Source organism: Moorena sp. SIO4G3 (genome assembly GCF_010692305.1).
In the GTDB taxonomy this organism is placed as follows: Bacteria; Cyanobacteriota; Cyanobacteriia; order Cyanobacteriales; family Coleofasciculaceae; genus Moorena; species Moorena producens_A.
Genome location: NZ_JAAHIG010000224.1, coordinates 1 through 15,060, shown reverse-complemented (window position 1 = coordinate 15,060; position 15,060 = coordinate 1). Strand labels below are relative to the sequence as shown.

At 42.6% G+C, this 15,060-nt stretch carries 14 protein-coding genes; 8 read left to right on the top strand and 6 right to left on the bottom strand.

What is annotated here, in order from left to right; translation table 11 throughout:
• Positions 1–440: 440 nt before the first annotated feature.
• A complete protein-coding gene (locus F6J99_RS29520; RefSeq protein ID WP_293118189.1) occupies positions 441–602 on the bottom strand; it encodes a hypothetical protein in 162 nt (53 codons plus the stop codon).
• A gap of 585 nt (positions 603–1,187) precedes the next feature.
• On the opposite strand from F6J99_RS29520, the gene F6J99_RS29515 reads away from it, so the two are divergent.
• The 4 genes from F6J99_RS29515 to F6J99_RS29500 all read left to right on the top strand — a co-directional run bounded on the left by F6J99_RS29515 (position 1,188) and on the right by F6J99_RS29500 (position 4,157).
• Positions 1,188–1,325 carry a hypothetical protein gene (locus F6J99_RS29515; RefSeq protein ID WP_293118186.1) on the top strand — a complete coding sequence of 46 codons (138 nt, stop codon included), beginning with the start codon at positions 1,188–1,190 and terminating at the stop codon, positions 1,323–1,325.
• 12 nt (positions 1,326–1,337) lie between these two features.
• Positions 1,338–3,101: a mechanosensitive ion channel domain-containing protein gene (locus F6J99_RS29510; protein ID WP_293118183.1), complete on the top strand. Its 1,764-nt coding sequence runs from the start codon at positions 1,338–1,340 to the stop codon at positions 3,099–3,101.
• A 100-nt stretch (positions 3,102–3,201) separates the two neighbouring features.
• Entirely contained in the window at positions 3,202–3,894 is a 693-nt protein-coding gene (locus tag F6J99_RS29505; RefSeq protein WP_293118180.1) for a CPBP family intramembrane glutamic endopeptidase, read from the top strand.
• Between the two features lie 8 nt (positions 3,895–3,902).
• Complete coding sequence (locus tag F6J99_RS29500; protein WP_293118177.1) at positions 3,903–4,157, top strand: hypothetical protein; 255 nt, start codon at positions 3,903–3,905, stop codon at positions 4,155–4,157.
• 134 nt (positions 4,158–4,291) lie between these two features.
• Here the strand turns inward: F6J99_RS29500 and queD are convergent, their stop codons facing one another.
• Positions 4,292–4,684, bottom strand: a complete 393-nt coding sequence (gene queD, locus F6J99_RS29495; protein WP_365974450.1) for a 6-carboxytetrahydropterin synthase QueD — start codon at positions 4,682–4,684, stop codon at positions 4,292–4,294.
• 461 nt (positions 4,685–5,145) lie between these two features.
• Here queD and fumC point away from each other — a divergent pair, with 461 nt between their 5' ends.
• A complete protein-coding gene (fumC, locus tag F6J99_RS29490) occupies positions 5,146–6,540 on the top strand; it encodes a class II fumarate hydratase (RefSeq protein WP_293118191.1) in 1,395 nt (464 codons plus the stop codon).
• Between the two features lie 4 nt (positions 6,541–6,544).
• On the opposite strand, the gene F6J99_RS29485 is transcribed toward fumC, so the two are convergent.
• On the bottom strand, positions 6,545–6,667 hold the full coding sequence (locus F6J99_RS29485) for a hypothetical protein (protein WP_293118170.1): 123 nt from the start codon (positions 6,665–6,667) through the stop codon (positions 6,545–6,547).
• Between the two features lie 220 nt (positions 6,668–6,887).
• On the opposite strand from F6J99_RS29485, the gene F6J99_RS29480 reads away from it, so the two are divergent.
• Positions 6,888–7,208, top strand: a complete 321-nt coding sequence (locus F6J99_RS29480; RefSeq protein WP_293118167.1) for a hypothetical protein — start codon at positions 6,888–6,890, stop codon at positions 7,206–7,208.
• Here the strand turns inward: F6J99_RS29480 and F6J99_RS29475 are convergent.
• The gene (locus tag F6J99_RS29475) at positions 7,193–7,333 is read right to left on the bottom strand and encodes a hypothetical protein (protein WP_293118164.1); all 141 of its coding nucleotides are present in this window, start codon (positions 7,331–7,333) and stop codon (positions 7,193–7,195) included. The two genes, F6J99_RS29480 and F6J99_RS29475, sit on opposite strands and share 16 nt — an antisense overlap.
• A gap of 31 nt (positions 7,334–7,364) precedes the next feature.
• Between F6J99_RS29475 and F6J99_RS29470 the strand changes: the two genes are divergently transcribed.
• On the top strand, positions 7,365–7,496 hold the full coding sequence (locus F6J99_RS29470; protein ID WP_293118161.1) for a hypothetical protein: 132 nt from the start codon (positions 7,365–7,367) through the stop codon (positions 7,494–7,496).
• On the opposite strand, the gene F6J99_RS29465 is transcribed toward F6J99_RS29470, so the two are convergent.
• A complete protein-coding gene (locus F6J99_RS29465; RefSeq protein WP_293118158.1) occupies positions 7,465–8,421 on the bottom strand; it encodes a cation transporter in 957 nt (318 codons plus the stop codon). The two genes, F6J99_RS29470 and F6J99_RS29465, sit on opposite strands and share 32 nt — an antisense overlap.
• A gap of 16 nt (positions 8,422–8,437) precedes the next feature.
• Here F6J99_RS29465 and F6J99_RS29460 point away from each other — a divergent pair, with 16 nt between their 5' ends.
• Positions 8,438–8,629, top strand: coding sequence for a hypothetical protein (locus F6J99_RS29460; protein WP_293118155.1), 192 nt, complete (start codon positions 8,438–8,440; stop codon positions 8,627–8,629).
• Between the two features lie 109 nt (positions 8,630–8,738).
• On the opposite strand, the gene F6J99_RS29455 is transcribed toward F6J99_RS29460, so the two are convergent.
• Entirely contained in the window at positions 8,739–15,017 is a 6,279-nt protein-coding gene (locus tag F6J99_RS29455; RefSeq protein WP_293118152.1) for a neuraminidase-like domain-containing protein, read from the bottom strand.
• Positions 15,018–15,060: the final 43 nt, after the last annotated feature.

The following is a 15,060-nucleotide window of genomic DNA, read 5'->3' as shown; positions in this document are numbered from 1 at the left end:
TAAAAAGGTTTAAAGACAATGACCTTCCCCTAGAAGAAGTTATGCCTAGATAGCAACTCCTTGCGCTCCATAGCTCTCTCCCCAAGGGTTAAACCCCACATTCCGCAGATTAATTTGTAGTATGCAAAGTAATACGCTAATCCTGTGTACCTTGGGGAGTTTTTACGTATAAATATTTAGTTATATAAATATATATGTTTTATAGACTACACATAAATCGTTATGATTACGTAGTACACGGTGAAGTGCGGAATTTTGGTTAAAGGATGCTCTAATTAGCAGCCAGGGAAATAAAGATATGATAAAATCCTAGTCGGTGCTCAGGGAAGATTGGCCAAAATTTTTGTCCAAGATGTAAAAAAGCTATCTATACATTGTTGACTATTTAAAGTTAACTGTTAATTTTTCACTATTTACAGGTGCATCTATTAGTTGTAAATCTATAACTCAAGGAACTGGAGAAGTGTTTTAGCCTTCAATGGTCGTATTTTTCCAAAAGCGATGCAGCGAGGTAGCACGGTCTTAGGGAGCCAGCGTGGTGTTGGGGAGCCAGCGCGGTCATGGGGGTTCCCCCCATGAGCGACTGCCGTGGTTCGCCCCATGATCAACTGCCGTGGTTTCCCCCACTCGCCCTTGGGATCAAGACAGTGAGATACAGCCACTATAGTACTACTCATTAAGCTTAGGACATTGATAAAAGCTGAAAAGCTGTTTTAGTAAGCTTTTGCCTTTTGCCTCTTGCCTCAAGCCTGGCGCGTAGCGCTATACTGCCGTGGTTTCCCCCACTCGCCCTTGGGATCAAGACAGTGAGATACAGCCACTATAGTACTACTCATTAAGCTTAGGACATTGATAAAAGCTGAAAAGCTGTTTTAGTAAGCTTTTGCCTTTTGCCTCTTGCCTCAAGCCTGGCGCGTAGCGCTATATTGACTGCCCCCGGCTCTTCATTTCTTGGTTAGATACAGAGAATTAGAAAGGGATAAATTCTGTTAAAACCCCCAATATTTGCGGAAAATTCAGATCCGCTCCTCTGGTGCTCTACCCCCCTCAGTCTAGATCGAGCAATGTTACAGCCCTGCCGATCTTCGGGGGGTAATCGGGGAGCAACTGTTCACACTCAACGGTTCACACAACAGTGAACCAAACTATACAGGTTGCATCTTCATTGTCAGCCATGCAAAGCGCGAGTGGGGGAAACCACGGCAGTCGCTCATGGGGGGAACCCCCAAGACCGCGCTGCCTCCCCAAGACCGCGCTGCATCGCTGGTTCACACTTAACAGTGAACCAAACTACACACGTTACCTCTTCATTAACGTCTTATTAACACGAAAAACCAATGATTCGTTACCGACAAAAGAAAATAAGCATTTTGTTTGGCAGTCTCTTAATCGTTGGGGCATGGTGGTTACCTGTCCAAGCTCAACAAAGCACTAATGCACCTAATCAGAAAGCAGTTACAACTGCAGATCCAACTATTCCGATTGAGGAGCTAGAGCTATTGCTCAAGCCATTGACTAAGGATGAGCTAGAGGGTGAAGCTCAGGGGTGGATGTTCTTGCTTAAAACTAAAGTTAAAGAACTCAGCGATGCTGAAATTGCTGTCAAGCGCAAAAATCGAGAGCTTAAACAATCTCAGGAAGCTGTTGATGCCCTAGAAGATGCCAAAAAGGCTCTTGAGGAAGCCAAAGACACTAAAGAAAAAATAGAGACTGAGCCATCACCATCAGCTTCTGTTGAAGCTTTAGAAGCTGCACAAGAAGCACAGAAAGCTCTCGAAAAAGCTCAGGATTCAGTAGAAGAAGCGGTAAAAGAAGAAGAAAAGACCCAGCAGGATAAAACCTTGCAAGGGGCGATTGATAAAGCAGTTGAAAGTACGGAAGAGGATAAAAATAAAGCCAAAACCTCAGACGAGGAAGTTGCTAAGGTTCAAGAGCAGATTGGGACAATTAGCAACAAAGTGGTTACGGATGAACAACAGCAGAAAAAGACTGAACAGGGACTGGACAAAGCTCAAGAAAAGATAGAAGAAGCGGTCGAGGCCAAGACCGAAGTTAAAAAACAAGTACTGGTCAACATCACGAAACTCCGGGATGAACGGGCTGGTTTAAGCGATCGCTTTGAGGTGGTACTTGAAGAGCTGGACACTAAAGGTGGTGATGTCAAGTTGTACCAAAAATACGTCAATGCCATCAGTGGGATTAAGGTTGATGTAACCGACACTCAAGGAACCTGGATTACTATCGTTGGCTGGCTCCAGTCTAAAGAAGGAGGTCAGCGCTGGGCCAATAACATTGGCAAATGTATAGGAATCATTGCTGGCTTTAGCATCCTCTCGGTAATCTTAGGAACAGTACTCGAGAAATCTTTGGGGATGTTCCCAAATATCTCAGTGATGTTGGGTCAGTTCTTGGTTAGTCTAACCCGCCAAGGATTATTTGTGGTGGGTATTCTTGTCGGGATTACTGCCCTAGAGGTAAGTATTGGCCCACTGATCGCTATGATTGGAGCTGCTGGTTTTGTGATAGCGTTTGCGTTCCAAAGTACCCTGGGTAATTTGGCCAATGGCTTAATGATTTTACTCTATAAACCTTTCGACGTGGGGGATATCATTGAAGTAGCTGGGGTAAGAGGAAATGTTGAGGATGTTAACTTAATTTGCACCACCATCAAAACTGCTCAAAGTAAAATTATTATTGTGCCGAACAACTCAGTCTGGGGGAATATTATCGAGAATGAAACCAGTAGCCCCGTCCGCGCTATGTTTATCACGGTAAGGGTCAGTTACCAAAATAGTATTACTCAAACGATCCAAGTTCTTAAAGATATTGCTAACTCTCATCCTTTAGTATTGAAAGACCCAGGCCCTTGGATTGATACCGGTGAATTGGCTGAATATGCTGTTAACATTTGGTTTAAAGCATATACCAAGAGAGAGGATTATTGGACAGCCTATTGTGACCTCAACCGAATTATCAAAGAAAGATTTGAAGAAGAGGGAATTGTGATCCCACTGCCGAGGCAGGAACTATACATTAGCGAAGCTATGGCTAAGGAAGAGGGCAGTATGGCACAAAGGTTTAAAGGTATGAGGTTATCCTAGCTATACCCTTAGGAAACTTTTACAACTGGCACAGAACTTACCGATAGTTTCAACCAAAGCTTCTAGCATAACCAATAAAGTTACCACCGGAGAATTTCCAATGCTCAAGACTCACTCTGGTAAAAATCCCCTATTGGCTTTGCTACTGCTAGTTCCTGCTGGGAGTATCGGTGTAGCAATGGCACTATATATTGCTCCAGGAGCATTAGGGCAGGCAGTATTCTCATGTTGCAAAGTCTGGTTACTAGCACTGCCTCTTGCTTGGTTTTTCTGGGTGGATCGTGGCAAGTTACGTTTATCCTGGCCGAAGCGGCAGGAGTTGTTGACTGGAACTATTTTGGGACTGGTGATGTTTGGCATCATCCTTGGGGCTTATTGGCTTTTTGGTCAGCACTGGATTGATCAGACGGATCTTCGCACTAAAGCCCAAGAAGTTGGCATAACTAGTGCATACATTTATGTACTCGGGGCGATGTATTGGACTTTGATTAATGCCTTCCTGGAAGAGTATATCTGGCGTTGGTTTGTCTGGAGCAAGTGCCAGATTCTCATCCCGGGACTTGGGTCAGTATTGCTTTGTGCATTGCTGTTTACCCTCCATCATATTATTGCTTTAACCTTTTACACCCAGGATTGGCTGGTGGTCATACTTGGCTCATTAGGGGTGTTCATGGCTGGAGCAGTATGGTCGTGGTGCTATCTAACCTACCGTTCCATCTGGTCTGGTTATGTTAGTCATATTCTTGCTGATTTAGCGATCGCAATTGTCGGTTGGCAACTCCTATTTGCATAGCGAAGCTATTGACTAGACTTCTTGCAGTTGTGGGGAACAGGGAACAGCGGATCTGGGAACAGTGGACAAGAATTGACGCAAACACTATCATAAAACCTAAGCATTCAGCTATCAGCTATCAGCTATCAGCTATCAGCTATCAGCTATCAGCTATCAGCTATCAGCTATCAGCTATCAGCTATCAGCTATCAGCCTATGGGCTACGCGCAATCGGCTTTTCCCCAGACTTTCAATTTTATTCTAAGCTGACCGCTGACCGCTGACCGCTGACCGCTGGAGGTCTACTCAGCATAATTACCCTTAATTAAAATCTCTCCCATCTCCCCATCTCCCCATCTCCCCATCTCCCCATCTCCCCATCTCCCCACCTCCCCACCCTCCTCTTAATTATGGCTATTCAACCAGACTTGATATTAGGTTTCATATATCGCGTACCAGAGGTACAGGTTTCTTGAATTTCAACGGCATACAATCCTGGTAAACCCGCTTCTTCAAGTCGCTCAAAAACCCACTTGGCGATCGCTTCACTACTAGGATTCTCCAAGCCGGTGGTCTCATTGAGGTAATAATGATCCAAAAAGTTATCTAACAGAGGCTTGAGATAGGTCTTGATATCTCCATAGTCCATTATCATCCCCTGTTTTGAACCCTCCTCAATTAGTTGATCACCTTTGACATAAACTCGCCCCACCCAGCTATGGCCATGTAACCGACTACATTTGCCGTCATGATGGGGAAGGCGATGAGCAGCTTCAAACCGAAACTCCTTGTAAATTAACCATTCTTCCATCATTTAGAATTAAGAATTAAGAATTAAGAATTAAGAATTTAGAATTTAGAATTTAGAATTTAGAATTTAGAATTATCTTACACTTGATAGAAAAAACTCGATTGAGTTTAACCTAATTATAAGAGGTAATCTATAAAACTACTATAACAGGGAACAGGGCACAGGATAAAATAGAGCGGATTATGGTGAAAATTTAGGATAAATTAAGATTGATTTTAATCATTTATTTGGAGGTAGTGATAAAGTATTAAGATAGCCATAAACGGTTACCAAATTTGCTGATATCTATCGCTATTTTAAACATACCATGAAGTCCGATAAAAGGGATGCATACCTACTCCCTACTCCCTCGGTGCGCTTTCCGTAGGCGAATTAAATTCGCCACGGGTCGCACCGCTCCCTACTCCCTACTCCCTGTGCTATACCATAAACGAAGGAACCAAGGGAAGTTGATATCACTGATGACTAAGATGCGAATAGAAACCGATAGCATGGGGGAAATCGAAGTTCCTGCTAATCGGTATTGGGGCGCTCAAACTCAGCGATCGCTAAAATATTTCTCGATTGGACAAGACTTTATCCCTGCGGAAGTCATAACAGCGATGGCTATTCTGAAAAAAGCGGCTGCTCTGACTAACTGTGAACTGGGTAAACTACCAGAGGATAAAGCTAAGTTAATCATTGAAGCAGCAACTGAGGTCATCGAAGGCCAGCTAGACGGTAACTTCCCTCTCCGTGTTTGGATGACTGGTAGTGGTACCCAGTGCAACATGAACGTGAACGAGGTGATTGCTAATCGTGCTATTGAACTAGCTGGGGGGGTGATGGGTAGCAAAAACCCAATTCATCCCAATGACCACGTCAATATGTCCCAATCCTCTAATGATACCTTTCCCACAGCTATGCACATCGCCTCAGCGCTAGCCTTTCATGAGCGACTGATGCCTAAGGTGACGAAAATGCGGGATGCTCTAGAGGAGAAGGCGAAAGCATGGGATAATATAGCTAAGATTGGGCGCACTCACCTTCAAGATGCTGTACCGTTAACCTTGGGTCAAGAGTTTTCCGGTTATGTTGCCCAGCTAGATGCTAATTTAGCACGGATCGACTCTGTGCTTCGTGGCTTATACGAGTTGGCGATTGGTGGAACGGCGGTCGGGACTGGGTTAAATGCTGGCAAGGGCTTTGCAGAAAAGGCTGCTGAGCATATTGCTAAGTTGACTGGCTTGCCCTTTGTGTCTGCTCCTAACAAGTTTGCGGCTCTAGCAGCTCATGATGACATGGTTATGGCTAGCGGTGCCCTGAAAACCCTAGCGTGCTCGTTATTGAAGATTGCTAATGATATCCGTTTCTTAGGGTGTGGACCACGCTGCGGATTTGGGGAACTGAAGCTGCCATCCAATGAGCCAGGGTCTTCGATTATGCCAGGAAAAGTTAATCCGACCCAGTGCGAAGCGATGACTATGGCAGCTACTCAGGTGATGGGCTACGATAGTGCGATCGCATTTGCTGGTGCTCAGGGGCACTTTGAGTTGAACACCTTTAAGCCCATGATTGTGTTCAACTTGCTCCAATCTGTCCATCTACTTGCTGACAGCTGCAACAATTTCACTGACTTCCTGCTGAAGGGACTGGAACCGAATCAAGAGAAAATCCAGTATTTCCTGGAACAGTCCCTGATGCTAGTCACCGCTTTGAGTCCAATCATCGGTTACGACAAAGCCGCACAAGTGGCGCACCATGCTACTGAGAAGAACCTTACCCTGAAAGCAGCTTGCCTAGAATTAGGCTATGTTTCTGCTGTTGAGTTTGACCAAATTGTTGATCCTTATAAGATGGCCTATCCCTTTGATTAGCTTTTTAGGGAGTAGGGAGTCGGGAGTGGGGAGTAGGGAGTAGGGAGTAGGGAGTCGGGAGTCGGGAGTCGGGGGAAGTGTGGGAAGTGTGGGAGGTGTGGGCAGAGGGGGGAGATTTGTATAGCACTACGCATTAAATTTAGGACATTGATACAAGCAGCAAAAGCTGTTTTAGTCAACTTTTAGGTGCGACCCGTGGCGAATTTAATTTTTAATGGGTCAAGCGCACCTTTGCCTTTTGCCTCTTGCCTCTTGCCTCTTGCCTTGTAAAGGCTATATTGAGCAATTCCCAGCGTCTGTTAAACCTTTAACTATAAACTGATAAGGATAATCTTAGCAATTTTACAATGTTTGACTTTAATATCCTATTTGATTTCTCCCGTAACCATTGTGTAGCGATCTGTGCCATTTTAGTTCCTGCTAATTTGCTGCTGACCTTGCAAACTATCATTTTCACTGTGATTGGTTATCCCCAAGTTCAGGTGCGGAAAGCTGCTTTAGTTGCGTGCATCCCAGCTTTTGTAATGCTATTCCATGTGTATAGTTGGTTGATGATTGGAGTAGTGATGGCTCCCACCTACATTCTGTTTTTTTTAGCAGCTGTCTGCTTAAGTATTAATTTTTGGGCAATTAACTATTATAGTAGATTAGTTTATTCGAGAGAATAGGGAATGGGGAATAGGGAATGGGGAATAGGCAAGAGGCAAGAGGCAAGAGGCAAGAGGCAAGAGGCAAGAGGCAAGAGTAACCCACCCCTAACCCCTCCCAGGAGGGTAACAGAGGCAAGAGGCAAGAGGAAAAAAATCAGTAGTGGTACACAAGTCGTGATTTTAGCTTCCGAAACCTTGACCAGAGTAACGCCTACACCCTACACCCTACACCCTACTCCCTACACCCTACTCCCTACTCCCTACTCCCTACTCCCTACTCCCCATCTGGGTCATCTTTACCGTTGATTTGTGGGTTACGGTTCGAGCCATTCCATCGTAAGGATTCTGTTAAGTCATCATCGATGTGGAAAATAGCTTGTACGGGTCCGTAGCGTTCTTGAATTCCTCCCTGAATCCGTTCAGCAATCAGAGAAATGACTCCTGAGAACTCTGGATGCACTACCAAATGCATTTCAACATACATGAAGCGTCCTACAACACCCCGGCACTGAATTTGATCACAGCGAGTGACACCTCCAACTTGATGGGCTATGTTAGCGATCGCTTCTGGATCAATTGGATTTTGTTTGACTAGCAGGGGCAACTGCCAGTTGATAACTTGCCAACAATTTGCCCCGGCAAAGAGCACCAGCACACTACTCAGCAGTGGATCGAGCCATAGGAAACCTCGGGAAACCCCCCAAAGCCCACCGAGTACTAGTATAGTTAAGCCCACATCCTGGAGCATTTGAGCGGCCTGAAAGCGTAGGGTAGGACTCCTGACCACTCTAGCTTGGTAAACCATCAGGCAAGACCAACCAAGGCTCATGGCTAACACGGCTCCCAACAATTGTGCTAAGGGTAAACTGAGCCGGACAGGAATAGTTAAGGTTCCTCCCTGAATCAGGGTTAGTAACTGCTGAGAGGACAGTAGGCACAAATTTCCCCCAGCAAAGCCGAAAAAGGCAATTAGCACAAAGGTAATCACGGTTTCCCGTTTACCATGACCATAGACTGACAGATCTGGCGGATTGTCAAAGGTAGTGATCATCAGCAAATTGACAAGGGTATTAAAGCAAATTAATAGGGTGAACAGAGATTCCCCCATCAGACTGAGCGATTGGGTAGCCCAAGCTGCTGACACCTTGACTGATAAAACAAACAAGCTGAGCCAGAGGGTAATGAATAATACCAGACGACTAGTCTGATCGCGGTTTGGTCCTTCGGTCATGGCCTGAAGGTAACAGATGTCGATTACCTTCACATTATCTTGGATTACCCTATTATTTATTGAGGCATCAGGCAATTATGCCATTTTATGGGAGTTCTCAATGGTTTTGGGGAGTCGGGAGTCGGGAGTCGGGAGTCGGGAGTCGGGAGTCGGGGTAAGCGGTCAGCCGTCAGCTGTCAGCCGTCAGCCATTTGTTGTATGGCCATAGGCCAAGGCTCACGCTACGCGAACAGCTGAGGTAACTCAGCATTATTCCAATGCTTATCTGTTTTATTCAAAAACTGATAGCTGATAGCTGATAGCTGATAGCTGAATCCTTACCATATTATCTTCCCTTCGTAAATCAAGATTAATTCTATAGTCTTGACAATTTCAGGATTTAATAATCCATCCTTTTTCAAATTTCCGGGAACGTTAGTTAGGTCGAAATTCATCACCCAATCCCCAAACCAATTATCTGCTACACTATCATTAATTGAATTATCATTTTGATTAATGATAGGATTTTCTCCAAGAGTAATAGTGGCAAAATCCAAAGGTGATGAGACATTAGGAGCATCAAGTTTAAAGATTATCCCTGTAAGTTTAGCATCTTCGATGTGAGGTGGAATAATCTCAGAAGAGATGGTAAATGTCAACTTTTGCGAATTCCTGTCTGTGTTTAAATTCATAAAAGTATGCCATTCCCCTGGAAATGCTTGTTTGAGGTTAAAATAATAAGCCTCAGAATAGCGTTGTAATGGCTCTAAATTGGTGACATCTTTCCTGAATTTATCCCCTCCATCTAAAGCGGTGTAACTCAAGGTAATAATCACATCTGAAATGGTGTCAAAGTCAATGGGATTAGTTTGTTTAGGTAAACTCAGTTCCCAGGTAGACACTGCACCTGTGCCTTCAAAGGGTAGGTAGCGTTCATCCCGGAAATTCAGTTCAAATAGTCCATTATCGTTAGCACCTCGGGAAATGGCTATTTTTTGATTGCGTCGCCAATTTGAGCGCAAAATCGACTCATCTGGTGGATTTTCCCCTCCACTCAGTAGGTATTCCACTGCATTAACATTTGGTTGTAGCAGTGTCTTGTTAGAGGTTTGGGTTAAGGTCGCTTTGATATTTTGATAGGGACCAACAACTGCGGGGATAGAAATGGCAATGGTTTTGATTTGACGGCAGTAATGACCGGGAAAATCGAAGTCAAAAAGTTTTTCACTCAATTTAAATTCGCATTTTCCAGTATCTTTAAATTGTTGGAAAGCTTGGGGATTGAGTTGTAGCAGCGAGATAGTTTTCTCAATTTCTAGGTAGCGAGAATTACCCTCAATATAGGCTTTTTCCAGTTGGTTTAAGCCCAACATTAAACTTTCTCCAGCTAGTAGTCCTTTATGCAAACTGTCCCAGTAGTCAAATTGAATATAGGTTTCATCTTGATTAAGTTCATATTGGTAGGCTTTTTGGGCAGCCAGTGCCATATCTTGGGCAATTTTAAAGGTCTGGAAATATAGAGTGGACAAGCGACTGACCATCCATTGGTACAAATCTGTCGTGGTAAACTTATTTTTGAAGAAGTTTTCTACTTCATCAGCTTGTTCGATGCTTTTTTGGTGGCTCGTGAGTTCGGATGTGGCAATTTCGATATTGATTTTAGAAGCAGCAATTTGTTTTTCGATTTGAGACACTTCATCTTGAGCGATTTGCAGTTGAAGTTGCCAGTCTTCTTCACGGCGATCGAATTGTGCAAATGTTGCAGTTAACTGAGAACTTTGGTTAAGAACACCAGCAGTGCTTTGAGCTGCTTCACCTATGGCACGGATAATATCGGCTGGTTTAAATCCCCCATCTGAAAATCCGAAGATGGTAGGAACAGAATAAACAGGAGAGGATATAGTATGGGAGATAGCGGCAGTTGCTTCAAAAGCTATGGCAGATTCCATTAATCGCTCGTTATCTTTCTCATGACTGGAAAGTCCACCATCAATCAAACCTTGATAATGGGTAACGCGATTATTAGCAGCATCAAGGCTCTTGTTGAGAGAGTCTAAGTTTGCCTGAGCTTCTTTGATTTGCTTTTCTTTTGTTGTTTGGATTAGCCTTAAAATAGCTGGTTCTTGGGTAGCTCGCAGTAAAGCAATTTGTTCAGCATCTTTCTTTTCTAGAGCACTTAAGAGTGAGGAACCCAGTTGAATCAAGGTAGAAGTGATATTTTTGGCTCGCTCTAACATATAATCGAAACGATAGTTAGGCACTTCAGCAGTTAAACCAGAAACAACACTCATGGGTGTGTTTCCCCCCGCAACAGCACGGACGAGTTGGTTGGGATCTATGGGAGGTTCAAACAGGGCTAGTTGTCGCACCACACCTTCGATGTTCTCGCAATGACGGATTTTATAGAGACGGTCTTGAACCCGATCCCAGTAGGCGGTGAACTGTTCGTTTTCACTGACACAGAAGTAAGCGTTAATGTCATTAAAGGGGTGACTGGTGAGGGTTAAGCTTTGACTGTTGCCAACATGATGCTCAAGTTCAATTAAAAACTGAGGAATGTTTTTCCCATCATATTGCTCTTTAATGTCATCGAACGTTTCTGACTCAGATGATTGACACTTGCCCACATCTTCTGGTTTGTGTCCTAGCAGGTCATAGGCTAACAAGTAGAGCATGGTAGCCTGGGTAATTGATTCCCAGGTATCTTGAGCAAAGAGGTTATCCCCCCAGTCTAAGAGGTTATCGATGTATTTCATGACGATCGCTTTTTCATAAGCACCGATTCTCAAGCGGGCGATCGCATGGGGGTCAAAGGGATTGTTATTATAGGCTTGAATTGCTTGCTCGTCTGTTAAAATCCCTTTCAGTTTCTCCAGGGTATGACCTCGGAATGGCAGATAACGCCAAAAGCGATCGTTTGCATTGTTGCCGCTTAAGTTTTTAATTTCTTCAGCACTAAGAGCTACATCCCAAATGCCAACTTCCGCTATTTGACCTTGCCAATAGTTATCCACTCTTCCTATGTCATAGTTACTAGCTGGATTGGTGTAAACTTTTTGCGGTGCTGGTCTTGTTTCAAAGAGTAGACCATTACGGTAGAAGCTATATTCCTCACCATTTTTAACCCAAGTAACCTGAATCCATTCATCAGTTGAAGTGAAGAAATTTGGTAAAATATCAGAAAATCTTTCCCCAGCATCCGTGTAAGAATCGTAATGTAATCCTCCATTATTAGGAGCTAACCACATACCTGGCTTTCTCGGATTTTCTTGTTTACCAATGAATCCGTGGTAAGAACCATCATTAATCACCGAGGGTTTAACCCACACGTCAATGGTAAAATTTGTAAGGTCATCGAAAGGATCGGGAATCTCAATAAAAGTTGAACCTTCAAACTCCAGTACATTTTTAGAGTCAACACCTGGAAAATCAGCGACTTCTTGCCACTGGACATTACCTTGTAGAGTGCCATTTTTATTATTCCCTTCTGCGAAATCGCGGATGTCAATTCCATTCCCTTCATCCATTGGCAAGTATGCCACCAGTCCTTTAGAAGATGTAGGATTTGTGGGATTAAAAATGTATGTAGGATGTGTAGGGTTAAAAATGTAGTTATACCATTTCTGGGCTTCTTCAAACTTTTGGTTAGCGTTTAATGTGTTTGCCACCAAGAAGGGAATATGGAAAAAGATTTCCCAGAAATAAATCCCGTAGGGACCATCAAAGTCTAATTGCTTACTATTGGGAGCAATGACATTCTCTGTTGGAGAGAAGCGGGTGAAATCTAATTCAGGGGTGAGTTGTGAATCCGGAGTCAGTAAATGATCCAAACCTCCCATCAGCATTTTTTGATTTAATTGTCGAATAGTGCTGGTGGTGAGTCTGGTGAAGGCAAATTTTTGCTCAGATAGAGGGGTAATATCAGAAGAATCATTATATGACAGGGTTAAATTACCATTATCTTGTGGAGTGACCTCTAAGCTATTGCTGATCTGTTTAAAATCATTTTCTTGGGGAATAACCAGAAAAGCCTCATCTCCATTCTCGAAAGTGAACCACCCCGGTTGATTCTTAATCGTCTTGGTGTAACTATGGGGCGTAGATATGTTATTTGTTATTAGTGGAATTGATCGTCTTGAAGCCAACAGGATTTGTTCGGCGCTAATAGCTACATCCCAAATGCCAACTTCAGCAATTAGACCTTTGAAGTATAAATTACTACCAATACCAGTACTCCCCATCCAACCAATAGTAAAGTTATCTCCTCGAGGAACGTAATGTCCAGATGGTTTATCATAGGCGACTTCTTGTCCATCTAGGAAAATTTTTCTAGTTGTACCATCAAATGTCGCAACTACATGATGCCACTGACCTGTTAGATCCACAGAATAATTGAGCTCAATATCGCGCCAATAGTGACTTATGAACTTATCAGAATATCCTATAATAGCGAGAGCAGTTACTTCGTTTGTTGATCCATAGTTTCCCCAACCAATAATTCCAGAGGTTCTCATGTCTTCGGGTTTAATCCAGACTGAAATGGTGTAGGGTTCATTGCCTATAGGAACATTAGAACTATTGAAGGAAATGTAAGCATTATACCCATTAAATTCTAGTACAGATCTGGAGTCAGTTCCAGGAAAATCATTAACAATTTTCCATTGTGGATTACCTCGGAAAGTACCGTTATTATAATGAACGGTTTGATCTTTGATAAGTCCTCCAGACCCATCATTCATTGGCCAGTATCCTACCGGTCCATGCAAAAAGGTACTATCTTTTAAGTCATCATTATAATTATCATACAAAAGATTCCTTGTGGCGATCGCCTGCAACTGACCATTGAACATTATGCTTCGGAAACCACCAGAGGGCTGATTATGTAAGAACACGTTTATATTCTCTGGCAGCAAATTGCTTGTCAAAGTGGTTTCTACATTAGCTATACTTTCAAAACCATTCGGATAAGACTCGAAATTCCCAAACAGGGTCAGGATTTTTTCTTCTGACTCATTCCCCGGTATGGGCAGCGCACATACTTTATGCCATAGGTTTACCTGTGGATTAGATTCATCGTAGTTTTCTTCGTAGTCTTCAATGACAATATCTTTGGCTAGGGTTTGGGGTTGCATCCATTGTTTGCCCACTTTGTGAAATGAATACTTAATGGTCGCTTTAGTTTCATTCTTTTTAATCGTCTTACCATCTTCTTGCCTTGTTTGTTTCGTTTTGGTTATTTCTACCCAAAAAATAAACAGCTTGTTAAAGGCATAGGTGACATTGATGTAATCAGAATTAATCGTTAAATCAATTTTGTTCCAAGCTGTCCAAGTGGGTTTATTTACTGTAGGATTGATGCACTCCTGGTAGTAGTAGGTATAGGGTTCGCTTGCAGTACGACCAAATAAAAATAAGGTGTCTTGCGATTCGGAACTATTGGGTATTTCGACAGTGCAGCGATAACTAGCTGCGGGTTTGAGTTGTGCCAGTTCAGCAAACTTATTAAAATAGTTTTGGTAGGCTTGTTCTACCGATTCCTGAGTGATATCGGATTGTAGTAACTCACTTTCAAGTTCTTGGAAAAGCGAAGTTTTTGTGTGCCGTAAACTAGGGTCGATATAATTTTCGGGATACAAGAAAACTTTTCGGTTTGCCTCCCAAATCCGATAATTCATAATCCATTGCCACCAAACCTCGGGAATATTGACCTGAGTTACCCCAGGTTCTAGGTTCATTCGGCAGCGTTGCAGGTACATTTGTAGGGAAAGAATGGCTTGTTTGATATAAGAAACAGAAGCACAACCTGTGGTTTCTACATCAATCAGCAAATATTCTGAAAGGTTACGCAGGTTTTTAATGCTGTCATCTTTCTGATTCAGTTTCCATAAAGCAAAATTAGCTAAGACATTACGTTTTACTTCGTTAAGGTGGCTATCAAATTTTTCACTGACTTTTTCCCACTCGTCATCGTTATATTTTGCCTTAACAAGATGGAGGATTGATTGAACTACCTCCATGGAGTTAACCCAATCTCTAAGACTTCTCCCTTCGGTAACATTTAATAAAGAGAGAACTTTTCCATAAAAAGAAATATTCGCTCCTAAAGATTTGTTCAAATCAAATACCTGCTTGAATTTGGCAATAATTTCAACAAGGTTAAAGCTATTGAAATTAATATTAGTTTCTTGCAATACTTCCCCTAATTCCCCAATTTGCGCTTCTTCCCATCCAGTAATTTCGGCAATTTTCTCGTCTGAAGGTTCAGCCAAATACTGAATAAAATCATTTTGGTTATCATTAAAAGCCTTGATTAATTGTTTCAATGTGTAAGTATTTTTTAGGGTTATAATATCAGTCTCTTCTAAAAATACACCACCGTTCATAACATCGTCGTTAAAATGAGTTATGCCATCTATTTCGACTGAGTTCAGCTTTAATTTTTGACTAATAAAAAGCCATTTTCGCAATTTGAATATATACTTTTTAATGTCATCAAAATTGGATATATTATCAGGATCTTCAGTTTTGTCAGGAATTATCGCATAGATAGTATCCTCCACTAATGCTTGTAATATATCTGTTGAACTACCCAAAAAATTAGCTAAACGTTCAATCAACTCTTCTTTTATTTGCGCATTAATTCTCTTTGATGTAGAGTCA